This is a genomic window from Candidatus Saccharimonadales bacterium (assembly GCA_039928925.1).
GTDB lineage: Bacteria > Patescibacteriota > Saccharimonadia > Saccharimonadales > Saccharimonadaceae > UBA6022.
Map to the genome: position 1 here is coordinate 274097 of JBDSSF010000003.1, position 19513 is coordinate 293609.

The 19513-nt window shown below is 45.1% G+C and carries 18 protein-coding genes; 14 read left to right on the top strand and 4 right to left on the bottom strand.

Translation table 11 applies throughout. From position 1 onward, the window contains the following. Nucleotides 1–2: 2 nt before the first annotated feature. The 3 genes from ABIS22_03740 to ABIS22_03750 all read right to left on the bottom strand — a co-directional run bounded on the left by ABIS22_03740 (nucleotide 3) and on the right by ABIS22_03750 (nucleotide 2045). The gene (locus ABIS22_03740) at nucleotides 3–755 is read right to left on the bottom strand and encodes a hypothetical protein (GenBank protein ID MEO7741001.1); all 753 of its coding nucleotides are present in this window, start codon (nucleotides 753–755) and stop codon (nucleotides 3–5) included. Nucleotides 756–767: 12 nt separating this feature from the next. Continuing rightward, nucleotides 768–1070 (bottom strand): hypothetical protein, encoded by a 303-nt coding sequence (locus ABIS22_03745; protein MEO7741002.1) that lies wholly within the window; start codon nucleotides 1068–1070, stop codon nucleotides 768–770. 129 nt (nucleotides 1071–1199) lie between these two features. After that, nucleotides 1200–2045 carry a hypothetical protein gene (locus ABIS22_03750; GenBank protein MEO7741003.1) on the bottom strand — a complete coding sequence of 282 codons (846 nt, stop codon included), beginning with the start codon at nucleotides 2043–2045 and terminating at the stop codon, nucleotides 1200–1202. A 156-nt stretch (nucleotides 2046–2201) separates the two neighbouring features. On the opposite strand from ABIS22_03750, the gene ABIS22_03755 reads away from it, so the two are divergent. The 10 genes from ABIS22_03755 to ABIS22_03800 all read left to right on the top strand — a co-directional run bounded on the left by ABIS22_03755 (nucleotide 2202) and on the right by ABIS22_03800 (nucleotide 13497). Then, a complete protein-coding gene (locus ABIS22_03755; GenBank protein MEO7741004.1) occupies nucleotides 2202–2774 on the top strand; it encodes a uracil-DNA glycosylase in 573 nt (190 codons plus the stop codon). 152 nt (nucleotides 2775–2926) lie between these two features. Continuing rightward, nucleotides 2927–5125 carry a ribonuclease J gene (locus ABIS22_03760; protein ID MEO7741005.1) on the top strand — a complete coding sequence of 733 codons (2199 nt, stop codon included), beginning with the start codon at nucleotides 2927–2929 and terminating at the stop codon, nucleotides 5123–5125. A 161-nt stretch (nucleotides 5126–5286) separates the two neighbouring features. After that, a complete protein-coding gene (locus ABIS22_03765) occupies nucleotides 5287–7524 on the top strand; it encodes a DNA translocase FtsK 4TM domain-containing protein (GenBank protein MEO7741006.1) in 2238 nt (745 codons plus the stop codon). Nucleotides 7525–7689: 165 nt separating this feature from the next. Then, the gene (gene rpsF / locus ABIS22_03770) at nucleotides 7690–8049 is read left to right on the top strand and encodes a 30S ribosomal protein S6 (GenBank protein ID MEO7741007.1); all 360 of its coding nucleotides are present in this window, start codon (nucleotides 7690–7692) and stop codon (nucleotides 8047–8049) included. Nucleotides 8050–8054: 5 nt separating this feature from the next. Then, complete coding sequence (locus ABIS22_03775) at nucleotides 8055–8495, top strand: single-stranded DNA-binding protein (protein MEO7741008.1); 441 nt, start codon at nucleotides 8055–8057, stop codon at nucleotides 8493–8495. Between the two features lie 12 nt (nucleotides 8496–8507). Further along, a complete protein-coding gene (rpsR, locus tag ABIS22_03780; protein MEO7741009.1) occupies nucleotides 8508–8711 on the top strand; it encodes a 30S ribosomal protein S18 in 204 nt (67 codons plus the stop codon). Nucleotides 8712–8778: 67 nt separating this feature from the next. Continuing rightward, entirely contained in the window at nucleotides 8779–9339 is a 561-nt protein-coding gene (gene efp / locus ABIS22_03785; protein ID MEO7741010.1) for an elongation factor P, read from the top strand. Continuing rightward, the gene (locus tag ABIS22_03790; GenBank protein MEO7741011.1) at nucleotides 9339–10058 is read left to right on the top strand and encodes a TlyA family RNA methyltransferase; all 720 of its coding nucleotides are present in this window, start codon (nucleotides 9339–9341) and stop codon (nucleotides 10056–10058) included. The genes efp and ABIS22_03790 overlap by 1 nt, the downstream gene beginning before the upstream one ends. A 216-nt stretch (nucleotides 10059–10274) precedes the next feature. Then, on the top strand, nucleotides 10275–12260 hold the full coding sequence (locus ABIS22_03795; GenBank protein ID MEO7741012.1) for a hypothetical protein: 1986 nt from the start codon (nucleotides 10275–10277) through the stop codon (nucleotides 12258–12260). A 253-nt stretch (nucleotides 12261–12513) separates the two neighbouring features. Beyond that, nucleotides 12514–13497, top strand: a complete 984-nt coding sequence (locus tag ABIS22_03800) for a hypothetical protein (protein MEO7741013.1) — start codon at nucleotides 12514–12516, stop codon at nucleotides 13495–13497. A 118-nt stretch (nucleotides 13498–13615) separates the two neighbouring features. Here ABIS22_03800 and ychF read toward each other — a convergent pair whose 3' ends face one another. Further along, on the bottom strand, nucleotides 13616–14692 hold the full coding sequence (ychF, locus tag ABIS22_03805; GenBank protein ID MEO7741014.1) for a redox-regulated ATPase YchF: 1077 nt from the start codon (nucleotides 14690–14692) through the stop codon (nucleotides 13616–13618). 97 nt (nucleotides 14693–14789) lie between these two features. Here ychF and ABIS22_03810 point away from each other — a divergent pair, with 97 nt between their 5' ends. The 4 genes from ABIS22_03810 to ABIS22_03825 all read left to right on the top strand — a co-directional run bounded on the left by ABIS22_03810 (nucleotide 14790) and on the right by ABIS22_03825 (nucleotide 19513). Then, nucleotides 14790–15362 carry a hypothetical protein gene (locus ABIS22_03810; protein MEO7741015.1) on the top strand — a complete coding sequence of 191 codons (573 nt, stop codon included), beginning with the start codon at nucleotides 14790–14792 and terminating at the stop codon, nucleotides 15360–15362. After that, on the top strand, nucleotides 15359–17677 hold the full coding sequence (locus tag ABIS22_03815) for a hypothetical protein (protein ID MEO7741016.1): 2319 nt from the start codon (nucleotides 15359–15361) through the stop codon (nucleotides 17675–17677). The genes ABIS22_03810 and ABIS22_03815 overlap by 4 nt, the downstream gene beginning before the upstream one ends. A gap of 64 nt (nucleotides 17678–17741) precedes the next feature. Further along, nucleotides 17742–18791: a type IV pilus assembly protein PilM gene (gene pilM / locus ABIS22_03820; GenBank protein MEO7741017.1), complete on the top strand. Its 1050-nt coding sequence runs from the start codon at nucleotides 17742–17744 to the stop codon at nucleotides 18789–18791. Continuing rightward, nucleotides 18788–19513 carry a hypothetical protein gene (locus ABIS22_03825; protein MEO7741018.1) on the top strand — a complete coding sequence of 242 codons (726 nt, stop codon included), beginning with the start codon at nucleotides 18788–18790 and terminating at the stop codon, nucleotides 19511–19513. Before pilM ends, ABIS22_03825 begins: the two co-directional genes overlap by 4 nt.

Here is a 19513-nt window from a genome sequence, read left to right on the forward strand (position 1 = left end):
ATCTAAAGACTTTTTAGGTCTGCAACGATCTTTTTTAGGTTAGCCGCAGAGTTTTCAAGTGAAGTGTGGTTTGTCTTTAGCTGATCACGATACGTAGACATCACACTGTGATCGCTGTTGTAGTCACTCGGTTGAAGTGCTAGTAGTTTTGTCTTTAGGCTTTCTGATACATTCGTAGAATTTTTGGCTATTGCTTTGACTGATATGAGACGTGCTTCAAGATCGGTATTAGCTTTCTTGGCATCAAGAGCTGTCTGGATCTTTGCTATGATTGCCAGCTGTTTTTCAGCAATAACTTGCTGGTTATCGTTACTCGCAATGAGACGTACTTTTGGTCCAATCAGCGCGTACACTCTATAGCCAGTTATGATTGATTGCACATCAGTCCGGGCATCAGAAAGAGTTGAGTCGTTAGAAAGTTTAGTATTTAGGTCAGTCAGACCAGACACTGTCGATGCTACTTCAGCCGTCAGTGATGTTTTATCTTCAGTAGATAACTTCGATGTACCTGATATCACACTTGTCAGGGTATTTAAGGAAACTAATCGGCGATTAATTTCTGCAGACCCCCGCGTCTCTAAGTTTGTGAGTCGCGTTTGATCATTCGTAGTGGTTTGAGTTTGGCTTGTTTTACATGCCGTTGAATCCGTAGTCTTTGGACATGATTCAGATACGCTAACTGCGTGAACTGCTGGTGTAAGTACTGTCGCGAGAGTTATGATTAGAGTGATGATTTTGAGAGAAAGTTTTTTCATGGCTATTAATTCCTATTCGCTAATTGTCGATGCTTGATCGTTAAGGCTTGTATCAGCCGATATCATATTGTTTGTATCCTGCTGCATTGAGGCGTCAATTTTGTTAAGGTCACTCGTTAGGTCAGTGTATGTTGGTGCTATAGGTGTTGTCGCTACTGGAGGTGCTTCTGTTGGGGTTGCAGTGCTCGCTAGTGGTCTTTGCTGTGTAGATTTCAACGTTACGATAGTACCAGTGGCACTAAAAGATACCAGTACAAGCGCACCTGCAATGAGTATGATTTTTTTTGATAATAACGTTTGCATAGTTCGTTGCATAGGGCAACTCACTTTCTTGTTTTTATGTTTATTTATTATGTACTTCTATTGTAGACCAGGCCTGCGTTTATACAATAGACTGAGCGCACATTTGTTCAAAAGAATTTCTAAAAGGTTCTTCTATAGCAGCTAAAGTTCTTTTCGAGGATTTGTATGCCTAGTTGAAAAAGGCTGTGATATATCATCCCCTAAATTAGTAATACTTTTATATGCATCAAGCTTTCCAGTTTGAAGAGTATAAATAAGTAGTCGAATCTTATTTATTGAATCATCAAAGTCGTAGAAGCCTCTTCTAACATCTAAATTGTTATAGGAAAGGATTGCCTGTAAGGCAAGCTCTCGTTCGAGTTTCTCTACAGCATCTGTAAATTTATCTGGTGAATCAACCACGCTCTCATCCGTATGCTCTACCTTTAGTGGAGCGATAATGTGTGAATCACCATCAAATGATTCATCCGCGGGTATTCTAATACCTTCGCCTTGCTGAGAGAGGTGCATATCATCAGTTGATATTTGACAGATTGTGTCACCATACAGTTTTAATTCATAATCATTTGCTACCGTAATAAACTTCAAACCACTCTGAGATACTTGATAGGTACTTGTTTGAGTTTCAGTTAAACCGCTTTCATCAGGCACATCAGATATCTCTTCTAAAGTGTCCTCTTCAAGATGCGCAATATAGCGGTATGGAACATCGCCAATGTCTGTTACGGTAGATGCTCGAACGGTAAAATCGTAACTTGGCTTTTTTCGAATTCCAAGAGATCGAAATGCGTAGAAGACGAGTTTTAGTTTGACTTCAGACGTACTTGAGTTTGGATCCTGCATATAGAAGGATTTACTCGTGTCGACACGGCTCATGTGATTACGTTGAAACCCGGGTGAAAGAGAAAATGCGTAATCTTTTAAATCACGAATTAAACGAGCTGCTTGATGTTTTTGAAATACTTCTAGATCTTCTGGGGCGGGCATAACTGTGTAGACTATTAGTTGATGTAGAAAGTCTATTCTTTAGAGTTATAAATTGCAAGCATAAGTGAACTGTCCCAATGGCTTTGGTATACTATCTAGGGTAGTATGTAATATAAGTTACTCAGTCAAGCACTAGTCAGTAACTGAAAGTTCACCATGGATAAACAAGCTCAGATTGATCAGCTAAAAGCAGATATTTTAGAAAAAAATATTTGTTCAGAACTTGCCGCTCAGGCAACGAATCTTGTAATTGGTGATGGCAGTCTTGATGCCGAGATTGTTTTTATTGGTGAAGCACCAGGAAAGAACGAAGACGAGCAAGGCTTACCATTCGTGGGAGCATCAGGTAAGTTTTTAAATGACATGTTATCCCAAGCTGGTATGGTGCGATCCGATGTCTATATCACTAATATCGTAAAGTATCGGCCACCAAATAATCGTGATCCTTCACCAGACGAAAAAAAGGCCTTTTGGCCGTACTTATTAAAACAACTTCAGATTATTCAACCAAAAGTTGTCATTACACTCGGCCGTCACAGTATGGAGTATTTTTTACCCGAGATGAAAATTAGTCAAATTCATGGTCAGACAAAACGTATACAATTTGGTGATAGCAAACTTGTTATCGTACCGCTATATCATCCGGCCGCAGCGTTATATAATGGCAGCCTTCGACAGACTTTGATCGAAGACTTCCTTAGTGTTCCTGAGATCATAAAAGCTCTGTAATATTGCCCCAGAGTGCACCTTTTGGTATAATAGATAAGACTCGAGGAGAGGGAATGCTCACGATATATGCTTTCACGTTCCATCTCATCACTTATATTCAATCGAAACTAACGTATTACTAGCACCGCAAGAAAGGTTTTAAAACAATACACATGGGACAACGAAGAACTGGAAGCGTCCAAGGAGACGATCAATCGAAACGACCACAAGGTCAACAACGACCAAAATCAAATAATACTATCTTAAACAGCACAACGACACGTAAGGGCGAAGTTTTTCGTGCTCAACGTCGTACAAGTGAGAGTGTTAATCTACGTGCAAGCCAGCACATGATAAATATTCCTGTTAACAAGTCGGTATATAACGGCTATGGCGGTCGTCAATTTAGCTTGGCTGACCAAAAAGGTAAGCCACGTGATAATGGTGCGCCAAAGCTAAGGATTATGCCAATCGGTGGCCTTGGCGAAATGGGCATCGGTAAAAACTGTATGGCAATTGAGTATGATAACGATATTATCGTGATTGATATGGGCTTCTTATTCCCAGGGGCGGACTATCCTGGAATCAACTACATTATTCCTGACGTCAGCTACCTTGAAGAGAATAAACATAAAATTCGAGGAATTGTATTTACGCACGGACACCTCGATCACATCGGTGCTTTCCGCCACATTATAGATAAAATTCCAGCACCTGTTTTCGGTAGCAAGTTCACACTTGGTATGGTGAAGCGGACAATGGAAGAGGCGACAACTGACTATGAACCCGAATATAACGAACTCGATCCCGAAACACATGAACGCGTACAGCTAGGTGACAGTTTTAATATTGAACTAGTACGCGTCAATCACTCAATTCCTGATGCGACAGCAGTTGTTATCCGTACACCGCTAGGTGTCCTAATTGATACTGGTGACTGGCGATTTGAAACAGCACCAGTTGATGGTAAAAAGTTTGATATTGAGCGTATGACTGAAATCGCCACGACTGAAGGCATTCTTATGCTCATGAATGAGTCAACAAACTGTGAATCTGAAGGTACTCATGAACATGGGGAGCCTGAAGTCCAGGTATCAATGGGTCAAGTTATGGATAAATATGCTAATAGTCGTCTGATTATGAGTTGTTTCTCCTCACAGATTCACCGTATGCAGGGTATCCTAGAAGAAGCTAAAAAACATGACCGTAAAGTAGCTTTTGCTGGCTACTCGATGATTCAAAACCTCGAAGTTGCCCTTCGTGCCGGCGTTATCAAGGTTCCAAAAGACACAGTTGTTAAAATGGAAGATGTTGTGAAATTACCTGACGGCAAAGTAACAATTATCTGTACTGGTTCACAGGGTGAATTTAATGCTGTACTAAACCGCATGGCAAGTGGATCACATAAATTTATCAAGATTAAAAACTCCGACGTTATTGTGTTTAGCTCAAATGCAATTCCTGGTAACGAAAAGTATGTTGTGCGTACTGTTGATGGGTTAATGCGAGAGGGTAGTGATGTTATCCAAAACGGTAAGACTCACTTAACTGGCATCGGACCACTTCACCTTTCAGGACATGGCTATTATGACGATCACGTCAAACTAATCACTGCACTTAATCCAAAGTACTACCTTCCAATTCATGGTGAGTTTCATATGCTTCATCACAACGCAGTTCTTGCCGAGAAAGAGTGTGGTATTCCAAGAGATAACATTTTCGTGTGTGACAGCGGTGATGTAATTGAAATCACTACTGAGGGCGCTAAGAAAAACGGCCGTATCCCAGTAGGTGGTCTCATGTATGATGACAGCGGTGCTATTGTTTCTGAAGTTGTTCTAAAAGACCGTATACACATGGCTGGTGAAGGTATGTTCGTTGTTGTTCTCACATTAGCACGGGGCAGCGGACGTCTCATGACAAGCCCCGATATCATTTCAAGAGGTTTCATTTACTTACGTGATAGTGAAGAGCTAATGGGAATGATTCGTCAGTATCTAAAACAGAAAGTTTCACGCATTGGCGGAAAGCGCTTTGATATGGATGTTCTCAAGAAAGAACTCAAAGATGAGATCACTCATATCCTTTACGATCAAACCCGTCGTACGCCAATCGTTATTCCTGTCATTAATGAGATTGGCGGAAGTGGTGGCGGTAATGGTCAAAATCGCCCTCAACAGGGCCAAGATGGTCGTCCGCAAGGCGATAATCGACGCCCTGCACCAGTTGGTGGTAACAGCTTCCGAGTTGAACATCCAGCAAATGAAGATCAATCTACATCTCAGCCTACATCTCGTAATTTTCCAGAGAGACAGGTTCCTGACACTGAAGCTATTGAGCCAAAAAGCTCAATTGATACACGTGGTTACTAAGACATAGTTCTAGTTTGTAAAATGAAAAGAGCCTGCCAATGCGAGGCTCTTTTCATCTACTGATAAACCATAAGGATATTGCAATTTGCTGTAAAATCTGCTACAATATACCTATGGAATCGCTTTTATCATCTAACAGATAAGCGTATACTAAAACAGTTATGGCTAAGAGACGAAAATCAACACATAAAAAAACCAACAAGGGACAGCTGGGGCCTAAGCACAGCTTGCCGAGCGGATTTTGGACGCAAGTTGGTGCAGTCTTCTTAATTGCGATATCGGTACTTCTTGTTGTGGCTTGGTTTGGTGCGGGCGGTCCTGTCCTCGAATGGATGCATGCCTCGGCTTTGAGCACAATTGGATATGCTGTATACGTTATTCCGCTCCTATTTATTTATGTCGCCGTTGAGATATTTCGCGCCGAAAATAATCGTCTTCCATTTGTTATGAAGCTTGCCACGGCATTTCTTATTGTCTGGTTTGCCGGGCTTTTTGGACTTATGAAGGATGATGCCGGCAAAACGAATGGTGGTTTCGTCGGAACAACGGTCAACAGTGCTATGTCTAGCCTTGTTAATGACGCAGTCGCAGCATTTATCTATGTCCTCCTCATCCTGATTACAGTGCTGTTTGTGCTTAGGGTGTCACCGGTTACTATCATCAAAAAATTCTGGGAGTTGGTTCGTACTAATTCGCCCGAGCAAGATGAAAACGTTAAAATTATGAAAAAAGCCGCAGCTACCGATGCAACTACATCAACAGCTATTGGCGAACTAAAACTCAACGCAGGGGTACCAATGGTTAACGCCAATGATTTTCCCGAAGATAAAAAACAATCACGTATGTCGACACTCAGGGGTAGCGTCGTAAGAGACAAGGCTGCGGAGGATCAGTCTGCTCTTGTCTCAGTGACCGACCCTAACTGGGAAGCGCCAAGCATTGATTTACTTGAGAAAAAGCAGGCACCAGCTGATGCGGGTGATGTTCAGCAAAATGCGCAAATTATCAAAGATACACTTCATGAATTTAGTATCGATGTTGAGATGGAAGGTGCTAATATTGGACCAAAAGTAACGCAGTATACACTTCGTCCTCCGAGCGGTGTCAAGTTAACAAGAATTACTGCCCTTGAAACAAATATTGCACTAAATCTTGCAGCTCAGTCCTTGCGTATTGAAGCACCTATCCCTGGTCAGCGCGCTGTCGGTATTGAAGTGCCTAACCGACGTGCTGCAGATGTTCGTTTATACGGTGTTCTTAGCTCTAAGCAGTGGAAGTCTTCAGTGGAGCCACTATCATTCGCTATCGGTAAAGATATTTCAGGGGAAGCAGTGGTTGGTGAGTTAAATAAGATGCCCCATCTTTTGATTGCTGGTCAAACTGGTAGTGGTAAATCCGTTATGATCAACGCACTTCTTACGAGCCTGCTATATCGTAATAGTCCTTCGGAAATGAAACTGATTCTTGTAGATCCGAAGCATGTGGAAATGGCTGCATATGAAGATATTCCGCATCTTTTGACACCTGTCATTACGGAACCTGAAAAGACAATCAGCGCACTTAAATGGGCTGTTAACGAGATGGAGCGTCGCTACAGATTACTTGCTGAGGAAAAAATTAAAGATATTAAGACCTATAACCAAAAAATACAATCCGGAGGCAAAAAGATTTCCGTTGCCGACGACGAAGGCGTAGTGCATCAACATGATGATGGTGCGATGCCATATATCGTAATTGTCATAGATGAGCTCGCCGATCTGATGATGGTTGCCGCGCGCGATGTTGAAGCACTTGTGGTTCGATTGGCTCAAAAAGCCCGTGCCGTTGGTATTCATTTGGTACTTGCGACGCAGCGTCCATCAGTTGATGTCATTACCGGACTTATTAAGGCTAACGTACCGGCACGTATCGCTTTTACAGTAGCCTCACAAGTTGACAGTCGAACTATTCTTGACCAGGTAGGTGCAGAAAAACTACTCGGACAGGGTGATATGTTAATGCTTACTCCGAGTATGAATAAGCCAAAACGTATACAAGGCGCATGGGTAATGGATGATGAGGTGATGAAAATTACTGATCATCTTCGCATGCAGTCAGCACCACAGTACAATGATGAAATTGTTTCACAGCCAGTACAGCTAAACGGTAAGGGTGGCGTAGTTATGGACTTTGATGGTGGTGGTGACGATGATATGTACCGTGACGCTCTACGTGTCGTTGTGGATAGCGGTAAGGCCTCAACTTCACTACTTCAGAGACGCCTTCGCATAGGTTATGCACGCGCTGCTCGTATCATTGAGCAAATGGAAGAACAAGGTGTCATCGGCGCTGCCGACGGAGCTCGTCCCCGAGAGGTACTTATCAGTAGTCTCGATGATGTTGCCGGTGCTGAAGTTTAATCCTTTAATCTTTTGTTTTTATGTGAAACAAAGATGAGCTGAGTAGCGTCTTTAACCCTAGTAATTATCATTCATTTAGGTTATAATTAACTAGTTATCAACTCAGCTTATACCTGATATAAGCATCCAAATGGATTAACCAATGGATTCCGAAGGAGGAAATCTATGAAAGAATATGAACTAACAGTTCTCATTCATCCTGACCTAGAGGTAGACATTGAGGCGCCACTTACAAAAGTGCGTGACCTCGTGAAAACTCATGGTGGTGAAATTGTAAGCGAAGATAATTGGGGTAAAAAGAAACTTGCGTACCGTATCAAAAGTGAAGACTTTGCGGTATACGTTTACTTCGAAGTAAAGCTACCTGCTGATGCATTACTTAAAATCAGTAATACATTAAACATTACAGACGAAGTACTACGTTACTTACTTGTAACTGTTGATGAAAAAGGTCGCCGAGCGCTAGAAGAAGCAAAAGTACGATCAGCAGCGTCCGCATCACGCGACGATAAAGAAGAGGAGTAGGGGATATGGCCAAAAGCATCAACCAGGTGATTTTAATGGGACGTTTAACGCGTGATCCTGAACAGCGGACTACCACTAGTGGTAAAACGATTGCAAATTTCTCTATCGCAGTTGATCGCGGCGGCCAAGATGACCAAGCTGATTTTTTCGAGGTTACAGCCTGGGAAAAGCTAGGTGAGCTGGTTATTCAGTATCTAGGTAAAGGACGTCGTGTCCTTGTACAGGGACGACTACGACAAGATAGCTGGGATGATAAAGAAACTGGTAAGAAACGTACGAAAGTAGAAGTTGTTGCCACAGATGTTACATTCCTCGATGGGCCAAATGGAGATGCACCAAGCTCTTCATCTGCTCCGTCATCACAATCTGCTAATAAGAAATCCAACGATGTTGTTATTCAAGACATCGATGACAAACCAATTGATCTAAGCGAAATTCCATTTTAAGGAGAATAAATTATGGCACTTAAACGATTCAAAAAAGATGTTCCAGCGTTTTTTGACTACAAAGACGTCAAATCATTGCAGTACTTCATTAACATTTATGGTCAAATTGAGCCAATTGCAAAAACTGGTCTATCTGCTAAGCAGCAACGACAGCTTGCGACGGCAATTAAGCGAGCACGCCACTTAGCGATGCTTCCATTTGTTACTTCTAACTAATAATTAGAAAACTCTGCAGCGCAGATGAATCATGTGCGCTGCCTAGCATTTCTAACCGGAGATTTATATGTATAACCCTACAGAATTAAAAAAAGGTGTTGTTGTCCAGCTAGATGGCAAACCCTTCAGAGTTACCGAGTATAACCAAAAGGTTATGGGTCGGGGCGGCAGCATCGTAAATGTGAAGCTAAAAAATTTAATTGACGGTAGTGTCATACCAAAAACTTTTAAAGGACAGGAAAAAATTGAATCTGCTGAGGTTATTAATCGTAATGTTCAGTATCTCTATAAGGACGCTCAAGATTTTTATTTTATGGATCCAGAAACTTTTGAGCAGTTTCAACTACCGGCTGATGTTGTTGATAGCGCCAGTAGCTATTTAAAAGAAGGCGATAGTCTGACGCTTCAGTCTTTTGGTGAAGCTATTATCAATGTTGAGTTGCCAAAAAACTTATATCTTGAAGTGACATACACTGAAGACGTCGTTAAGGGCGATACGACGAGTAACGTTCTAAAAGACGCTACTGTTGAAACAGGTCTTGTCGTAAAGGTACCCTCATTTATTAAACAAGGTGATGTTATCTCCGTCGATACAACTACCGGTGAATACCGCGAACGCAAGAAATAATGAAACAACGCCTCGATATTGAACTAGCAAAGAGGGGCGTAACGGCAAGTCGTTCTCAAGCAGAAAGCTGGATTAAGCTAGGGAAAGTTATTGTTGACGGTAAGGTTATTAAAAAACCAGGTCACTTCGTTTCAGATCAATCAATAATTAGCCTTGAGACATCCGAGCAATTTGTTAGTAGAGCTGGTCTCAAGCTCGCGAGTGTCGCAACATTATTACATCTCGATTTCCGCGAAAAAGTAGTACTCGATGTCGGTAGTAGTACTGGTGGTTTTACGGATTATGCACTACAGCATGGTGCAAAAAAAGTTTTCGCGGTTGATGTTGGAACGGATCAATTACACCCAAGTCTTCACGGTCATCCAAAAATATCACTGCACGAAAAGACAGATATTCGTGATTTCGTCCCAAGTGATACTCCCGATATTATTGTCATGGATGTTAGTTTTATTAGTCTACGTGAGATTCTCCCGCACATTGCATCAGTGAGCGGCAAAGAAACACAGATCGTTGCAATGGTAAAACCACAGTTTGAAGCGGGTCGTCATCAAATTAATAAAGGTGTCATTAAGAATGATGCTGTCCGACGGGAGATTCTCCGTGACTTTGAGGTCTGGGCAAAAAACTTATTTGTTATTAGTGACAAGCGTGATAGCGACATTGCGGGTGCGAAAGGGAACCACGAGCGGTTCTATCTCTTAAGGTCTTTACAAAAATAGACTAAAGTGCTACAATAGCCCCAATATCCCCGCTCACCAGAGTGTGGGGTGTGGTAAAGCTGCTTCGTGGTGTTGCTCAAATATTGAGAGACGCCTCTGGAGGCGCCTTTAACAATTTGAGTACTACATTACAATGCATCTTTGCAGTGCCCCCTACCCTGGAGGGTAGCGGGATATCCCTACGACGTTCAGGCAACTGAACGGAGAGGAGCCACCATGGCTCTGCACGAAGACCTGCCTCCCACCGGGGGCAACGGTCGAGCGCGTAAGCGTAAGACCAAGATCGGCCTGAGTTTGATGTCGGTGATCGCACTGATCGCCGGTCTGATGCTCACGGGCTGGTTCACCGGAAGCGCCTCGGCGCACACTCCGAATGTCTCGGCGTCCTGCGACGGCGTGGTCGTGAATCTCACGGACTACGTCCAGGACAACACGAGGAGCCACAAGAACACGGTCAGCATCAGCGTTGACGGTGCGGTCGTCGAGAGCAACCCGAACTTCGGGACGAGCTACTCCAAGACCGTGTCAATCCCACAGGACACCTCGACCCACACCTGGGCCGTGGACGTCACCTCGTGGGACAACGTCGGAGAGGTTCACCGCTCCGGGACAGTTGGCCCGTGTGTCAAGACCACGAAGATCGATGTTCCGGCTCAGCCGGACGTCACCGATCCGTGTGGTGAGCACAACGCAACCTGGATCCTGCCGGCCGACACCGACAAGGTCCACTGGTCCATCGACAGCAAGGGGAACGCGATCGCGACCATCACGGCCGCGAACACGGTCTTCTCCGACGGTCTCACCTCCGAGAACTACGGCATCGCGCCGGATTCGAACGAGGCGTGTCCGCCGGTGATCAAGAAGATCGAGATCCCCTCGCAGGCCAGCGTCAAGGACCCATGTGGTCCAGACAACGCGACCTGGGTCGTGCCGGCTGACACCGACACGATCAGCTGGATGGTCAACGACGAGGGACACCTCATCGCGACCATCACGGCCGAGAACACCGAGTTCACCGATGGCACCACCACCCATGACTACGGCGTCGCCGTGGACAGCGGGCAGGAGTGTCCCCCGGTGATCAAGAAGATCGATGTGCCGGCAGCGCCGGACATCACCGATCCCTGTGGACCGAACAACGCCACCTGGGTCTTGCCGGCTGACACCGACGAGGTCCACTGGTCGCTTTCCCCGCAGGGTGGCAATGCGATCGCGACGATCGTCGCGATCAACACCACCTTCAAGGACGGGACCAAGATCCACGATTACGGCACCGCGCCGGACTCGGGTATCTCCTGTCCCCCGACCATCACCAAGATCGACGTCCCGGCAACCCCGGCCGTCACCGATCCCTGTGGCCTCAACAACGCCACCTGGGTCGTGCCCGCTGACACCGACGTCCTCAACTGGACACTCGGCGAGAACGGGCACTTGGTGGTCGACATCACGGCCAAGAACACCCAGTTCCAGGACGGCACCACGACCCACGACTACGGCACCGCCGTGGACAGTGGGAAGTTGTGCCCGGTCAAGCCGATCTACAGCTCGTCCGAAGTGTCGGGCTGCAACGGCTACACCTCCGTCTCGTTGACGGTGGTGGGGACGGCGGAGGATCCCTTCGCCATCTACGGCTATGACGGACCATACCAGTCCGATGACAGCAAGTTGCTGTACTCGGCTCCTGGCGCAAGGGTGTTGAAGGACGAAACGGTGACGTTCGCGTTGCCGTCGGGAGTCTTCGGGCTCCTGATCAAGGTCGGGGAAAGTGGACAGTTCTACGTCCAGTACCCCGTCTGGGAGAAGCCGGCGACGTGTGTCACGCCCCCGGTCACCACTCCTCCGGTTACCACTCCGCCCGTCACGACTCCTGTCGTGACGCCCCCGGTGACGACCCCCGTGGTCACACCGCCGGTCACGACTCCGGTCGTGACGCCTCCGGTGACCAAGCCGCCGGTGACGACCCCCGTGGTCACCACCACGGTCGTGAAGCCGCCGGTCACGACGACCTCGGTCGTCGTGGTGGTTCCTCCGACCAAGGTGGTCACCACGACCACCATCAAGGGGCCTTACCCGACGGACAGCCACAACGGCGGTCCGGGAGAAAGGCTTCCTGTCGGACTCCCACTGGGAATCGCAGCACTGATCGCGATGATCGGAGCCGTCTGGTTCCTTCGTCGTCGTCAGGCGGCGAAGCAGCACTGATGCTGTGAAGTAGTACTCCGTCCGTGAGGGCGAGGCTGACTCGTTGCCATTCGTGGTGACAGAGAAAGCCTCGCCTTCACGGCGAGCATCAAACTATGTCTTTTGTGAGAGGTTTTTACGAAAGCTTTAACAGAGAAGATATACTTGTAATAAATATACTTTTGTGGTATTATAATAATTAGCCCAGCAAGGGTTCTTTACCAATGTGGCACAATAATCCAATTCTTTGAACCTCTTGGAAGGGGGTGGGAGTATGAAGCGCTCACGCGTGGTAGTAGCTATACGCATGGCTGTCGTTTGTATCACACTTGTTGTGGTCGCAATCAGCAATGCAAATCGGAACGCCAAGCAGGCAACTGTCGAAGCGGAATTGCCTCCACTGGCCACAACGACTCAGGCGAGTCCGAGTGCATCAGCCAGTCAGGCGATCGATCCTAGCTCGAGTGTCGGTTCTTCCTCGTACCCATCGACTAAGGCGGTTACATCGCCAGTTGAAAGTTCGAAGACGACCATGACGACTCGGTCGACAGCGGCACCAGTATCGACGGTATCAAAACCGCCAAGCACGACGCCAAAAGCACCATCACCATCACCCATCCAGTCAGTCCTCGCAGCACCGCCAACTCACATGACCATTTCGGCTAAACCGGGATTTAAGGTCAACGCAATAGTGGATGGTATGGACTACAGGGATGATCTGGCAGCGCCGAGCTGTTCGACAAGCCCGGATCCAGAGTGCCCTCAAAAAGCATACTGGATCCAGAATCGGCTTGGTGTTGCTCCGAGTTCATCATGTTCGGAGAATCCAGGTGCAAACGACTCGACCTATATCATGGGTCATTCGTGGACGCAGGATCCTCGCGTGTTCGACGAATTGTCTGATTACGCGATGAAGCATTACGACAGTCAGACTGTCAATGGCGCGGTTGTCCTGAAGATCACTCCGATGGGCTCAACTGATCCAAACGGTAAGCCTTTACCAGATGTGGAGACATGGTCAGTGTCAAGCTTGCTTGGCTCTCCTATCGTCGTCACAACTGGGAAGGGGACGCTGACATACGCTATTTCAAAAGCGTATATCGTGCTCAAGTCTGACGTTGGTAGGACTGACGAGTTTCGCCAGGGAACTGGTTGCCAGCTCATTATCGACACCTGCGGCATTGATCTGTCGAGGGGTGTCGATACCAACTACGCTGTCATTTTGTTCGCGGAATTGAAGACTGCAGTGCCACACTGAGAACCCCCGCGCAGGTGAGCGTGGTCGGAGATGTGCAACAGCATGTCACTTGATCACCTCCCTGCGGGGCTCAGCACACATAGAAGATTCTGCCTCCATAAGGAGGTATTTTTAATTGCTAAACGTTGAAGCGAAAATCTACAATATCACCGGGTTGCATGATATATGTTTTGCCTTCAGTTCGAACTTTGCCTTGTTGCTTCGCCGCAGCTTCCGAGCCAGCTGCTACGAGATCATCAAAGTCGATAATTTGGGCTGCGATAAATCCACGCTCAAAATCACTATGAATAACTCCAGCGGCTTGGGGCGCAGTCGCGCCTTTTTTTATTGTCCATGCGCGAACTTCCTTGGGACCAGCGGTTAAGTAACTTTGTAATCCGAGAATGTCATACGCTGCGTGGATCATCTGGAGTAATCCAGTTTCTTCAACTCCATAGCTTTCGAGCAGTTCAGTAGCTTCGGCAATTTCGAGTCCTTTTAATTCTTCTTCTAACTTTGCGCATACAAAAATTGTTCGCGAAGGAGCAACTAGTTTTGAAAGCAACTCTTTCTTGGAGCCATTGAGAAGTGTCTCCTCATCGACATTGAAAGCATAAATAACTGGTTTAGCTGTCAATAGATGGAGGTCGGCTACTGTATCAAGATCAATAGAAGGGAGTGCTGATAATGGCGTACCAGCTTGAAGATGCACGAGTAGGCTTTGTAGGTATTCAACCTGGGTCTTGATAGCAGGCTTGGCTTTTGACTCCTTGATTAGTTTTGGAAGTCGAGTTTCGATTGTTTGGATATCTGCGAGCATAAGTTCGGTATTTATAACTTCAATGTCATCACGAGGGTCAATTTTTTCAGAAACGTGGATGATGTCATTATTCTCGAATGCGCGGACGATATGTACAATTGCTTCGCAGTTTCGGATATTTGCAAGAAATTTATTGCCAAGCCCCTCACCGTTACTCGCACCAGCCACTAATCCTGCGATGTCAACAAACGTTATGACAGCTGGGATAACTTTTTCAGCCGTATACATAGACCGGAGAACGTCAAGTCGAGGATCTGGAACTGGAACAATTCCAGTATTTGGCTCAATCGTTGCAAACGGATAATTTGCTGCAAGAATATTATTATTTGTAAGTGCATTAAAGAGGGTAGATTTTCCAACATTTGGTAGACCGACGATGCCAATAGAGAGACTCATAGCATTTTATTATAACAGAGATGGAACTAAGTTGCGCTTTTGTGCGCTGAGCCCTATACTTTAAGTATTAGCAGTTTAAAGAACACGTATCGATATAATGCCTTCATTCATTCATTGGAATAAAATATCACTAGCTTGGGTCCACGATAAGAAAAAACTAATTATTATTAGTTCTTTTGTCAGTGTTGTTATTCTCACTGTACTATTTTGGGTACTTTTTTCTAAAGTTTGGTCTGTAACACCGTCATCTCCAAAAAATGATCAAGCTCAAGTAGATTCAGGCTTACAGCCAATTTCGCGTGAAGGAATTCCCGTCACAAATTCTACAGACTACTCTAAAAACAGCCAGACGGCTTTAAATGGGGTTTATAGTACTAAACCTATGGATTCAACGCCTCAAAGTGTGTTTAACAATATTCAGGTTCAAATAACGACTGCCTCAGTTTATGAGGACTGGCAAAAGGTAATTACTTTCGGTAATCAGGGACTTGCCGTTGAAGGGCATAGTCAAGATATTAGTATGCTGACATACATCTCCACTGCATACATGAAACTTGGCAATACTGCCGAATATAAAGCAACTCTTATGAAACTTAAAACAGCGTATGAGGCTTCTGGTGGTAAAGATACCCAGACATATAAAGACATAGTTAAGGCTTTAGGTTCATGACATTTCGTAAACTAAAAAATATAGCAGTGCTCGTATTTGTACTGGCGAGCGCAACACTTGGTATTATTAACGTACATAATGCACACGCCGTTTCATACCGAGCTCCAGATGGACCTGACTCTAACTTTGAAGACGGCACCGGCCAATCTCCTGTATACCTGATCGTTTCAAAAGGTGATGGCAGTAGTCTTAATGCACCCGTATCGACTGTTGTTATCTATTCTCTGACTCCAAACCCAAAGATTGTTATTGGGAATTATAATCACTGTTATAACAAGAATGGTACACCGTTGGACTCAAGTAATCCAGGTGTCAAATCAGGTTCGGATACTTCTTTTACCCTCTATGATGGTGGTGATCCAGACGACGTAGGCGTCATTACTACTGCGTTTAACACTATTCTTCCCGATAGCCCTGCATGTACTGGAGCAAGCTTAACATTGCAACCAGCCAACATCATTACGAGAGGAAGCACAAGCGCTGGACTCGGCAAATATTATGTAACTCGCCTCAAGACGACTCTTACGCAGCCAACTGGAAATGGAACGAATGCGTTCACGGTATCTGTACTAGATCAAGCAAATCATGCAAACGGATATGTTAGTTACACAAACCAGGATAACAGTACATTTGCTATTGGCAAGCGACCACCGAGTGGGTCACAGAACACTGCATTCCAGCTTAAGTTTGCAATTCCATGTGATGCCGATATGACAAAACAACTTCAACCACTAAAATGGTTCGATGCCGATAAAGGCCTTGGCAACCAAGAAGGTAACATATTTTTTGAGGTAGGTGTGCGCGACAGAGGCAGTAATGATCCTTATGTTTTAGTAAAAAATCAGTACGGTTTTGATGCACAGGGGAGATATTTACAAGTTGGTGGTAACGATGCAAAGGGGAGTCTCAAATTTCCGTTTGAAAAAGACAAAGAGTATAACTGGATTTGGCGTAATGTAAGCTCGGGAAATGGTATCCAGTTTGGTATGCCGTATAATTCCATTTATTCGACAGTAGTATGCTCGAGCTACAATTTAATTCCTACGCTTAGTGTTAATGGCTCGACCGTCGAGCCAGGTGCAACTGTAACAACAACCGCAAAGATACAAAATAACGGCCGTACTGATAGTGAAGACGCAGGCTGGCAGATTAATCGATTTGTCGTGGCGAGTGGCCTAGCTGTCCCTAATAGCGGTGGCGGGACTTCACAAAGTGGCACTACAGCAAACCCAAATACGAAAACTCCATGTAACGACTATTTCCTTCCATCTGTATCCTGTACAAGACTCGCAACTGGCTCTGGTATATACAAAGTTGAGACAGCGACGCTCGATCCATTGTCAGATGATATAGGTGATCTTCCAGTAGGCTCAAAAATTTGTTACGCACTTTCAGTGAAGCCTTACAAGAACGGAAGTACGGACTGGCGACACAGTGCTCCAGATTGTGTAAAGATTGGTAAGAAGCCTAAAGTTCAAATATGGGGAAGTGATGTCGTAACTCGCGGTTTGGTGGCTACAAGTACGTCGACAAAAAAGGTAGGAAGCAGTGAGAAAACCTTTGGAAGTTGGGGAGAGTATGGCATTTTTTCAGTCGGAAGAAACAGCGGTGCGGCTTCTGGGGCCGGACTTGTGAATGGCTCACCTACAGAACCACAAGATTCTTGGAGTGCATTAACGTTTGCGAATAGGGGGGGTATTTTTGGATCATTCGGTGGAGCAACGACGCTTCCAGCAAAGCCGGCTATCGCAACGTATTTCCTAAGTAAGCCGTCAACAATAATCTCCGGCGACCTATCCTTAACTGACCGAAGTGGTATTCTTCGATATAATGGTGTAAATCCTATAAATATTGGTGCAAGTACAATAAAAAAGAATAAATCTATCGTTATTTTGGCACCAAATGCGACGGTTACAATTATAAATGACATAAGCTACGTGCCAGGACCGTTCAACCAGATAAGTGAGTTACCGCAGGCGATTATTATTGCAAGTTCAATCAACATCAAAGGTAATGTTACGAACGTTGATGCATGGCTAATTGCAACCAACAACATTAATACATGCTCAGACGTAGCGACGAATATAAAACTAGGATCGAATATCTGTACAAATACACTGAAGATAAATGGTCCTGTTGTTTCCAATAAGCTATACCTAAGACGAACTGCAGGCTCGAATACAGGTGCAGCATCGGATGATCCTGCTGAAACGATCAACCTCCGTGCTGACGCCTATTTATGGGCGCAGGCGCAGGTCAACGGCAATAGTAACGCGACTACAGTTTTTAGTTACGAAGTTCCTCCGCGGTTTTAGTTTTTACGGAATGAGCAAAAGAGCTTGCCATAACTCGTAACGCTTATGTATAATGATAAACAATATGGCATTTACAAAAGGCGTGGGCGACTTTTTTGCTCTGGATATTGGCACCAATGCGGTACGAGTAGTTCAGTTGGCAGCAAGCGGACAAGATAGTTGGACGCTTCTTCATTACGGGTATGCTCCAGTTGACTCTAAGATCACAAGTGCTAACTCCAAGGAATCACAGCATCGTCTTGGTGAGGTAATAATGACAGCTGTCGGGCAGAGTGGCATCAAAACAAAAAACGTTGCTATCGGGCTGCCGTCTCAGAAGACATTCACGACTGTTATCGATGTACCAAGTATGTCTGAAGCTGAACTTAAAAGTACGATTAAATACCAGATTGATCAGTACATACCTATGGCTATAGATGAAGCTAAAGTTGACTGGACGCTGCTGGGACAGTCATTACACGATCCTAGGCAGCAAGAAGTACTTCTTGCAAGTACAGCAAACATTTATTCAGAAGAGCGACTTGAATTCGTCGAAGGCCTTGGATTTAATGTGATCGCAGCTGAGCCGGATCCGATTGCTATGATCAGATCAGTCTTGCCTTTAGGCGTCCAGGATGCTCGCCTTATTATCGATATGGGCGAGTTATCAACAGATCTTGCAATCACGTATGGTGATTCACCAAGACTAGTACGCACAATACCAACAGGTCTCAGCTCACTTATTAAAGCAGCTGTGCAGAACCTAAACGTACAAGAGGACCAGGCGCGACAGTTTATTTTGAAATTTGGTCTTGCTCCTGATCGCCTCGAAGGTCAAGTATTTCGTGCTGTTGAAAATGTTCTTGATAGTTTTGCTGCTGAACTTACTAAGTCAATTAAGTTTTTCCAGACACGATATCCTAACACGTCCGTAAGCGGGATACTTCTTTCCGGGTACGCGAGTGTAGTGCCACGATTTGGTGATTATGTTACTGCTAAAACAACTGTTCCTTCGGTTACGGCTAACCCGTGGCAAAAAGTAAAAGTCTCACAGGCTGATCAGCAACAGTTAGCAACAGTCGCAGCTGAGTTTTCAACCGCAGTCGGTCTTGCCCAGAGGACTAACAAGCGATGATTGAAATCAATCTTATCCCTGATGTTAAACAAGAACTGATTAAGGCTCAAAGAGTCCGTTCGACTGTTATTTCTATAGCGATTATCGTAGGGCTAGCATCTGCCGGAGTTGTGGTGCTTTTAGCTATTTGGGTTTTTGCCGTTCAAGCTGGTCGCGGTTACTTAGCCGATAAAACGATTACGGACGAAAGCGCGAAGCTTAGCAATGTACCAGATATTGGAAACACTTTGACGATACAGAATCAATTAGCACAAATTGGCGCGACTCACGATGCTAAACATATAGACTCAAGAGTATTTGATGTCTTGACAACGATTAATCCTGAGGCTCCAAATAGTATCTCACTCACAAAAGCTACACTTGATTCTGATTCTAAAACAATCAAACTCGAAGCTCAGGCGCAAAATAGTTTCTCGGCACTTGAAGTCTACAAGAAAACTATCCTCGCAACAACTATTCAGTTTGTAAAAGACGGAAAGACGCAGACAGTTCCTCTTGTAACGGCAACTAGCTTAGGAGACCAGAGCTACGGCGAAGACACGACAGGTACAAAAATCTTGAGGTTTTCCCTAACAGTCACTTACTCAGAAGAGTTATTCAGCCACGGGGTTCAGAACGCTGTTATCGTTGCACCAGGAAAGAAAAATGTGACAGATTCGTTCCTTGGTGTACCGCAAAGTTTGTTTACTGTTAAGGCTGCTGATATAAAGGGGACTAACTAA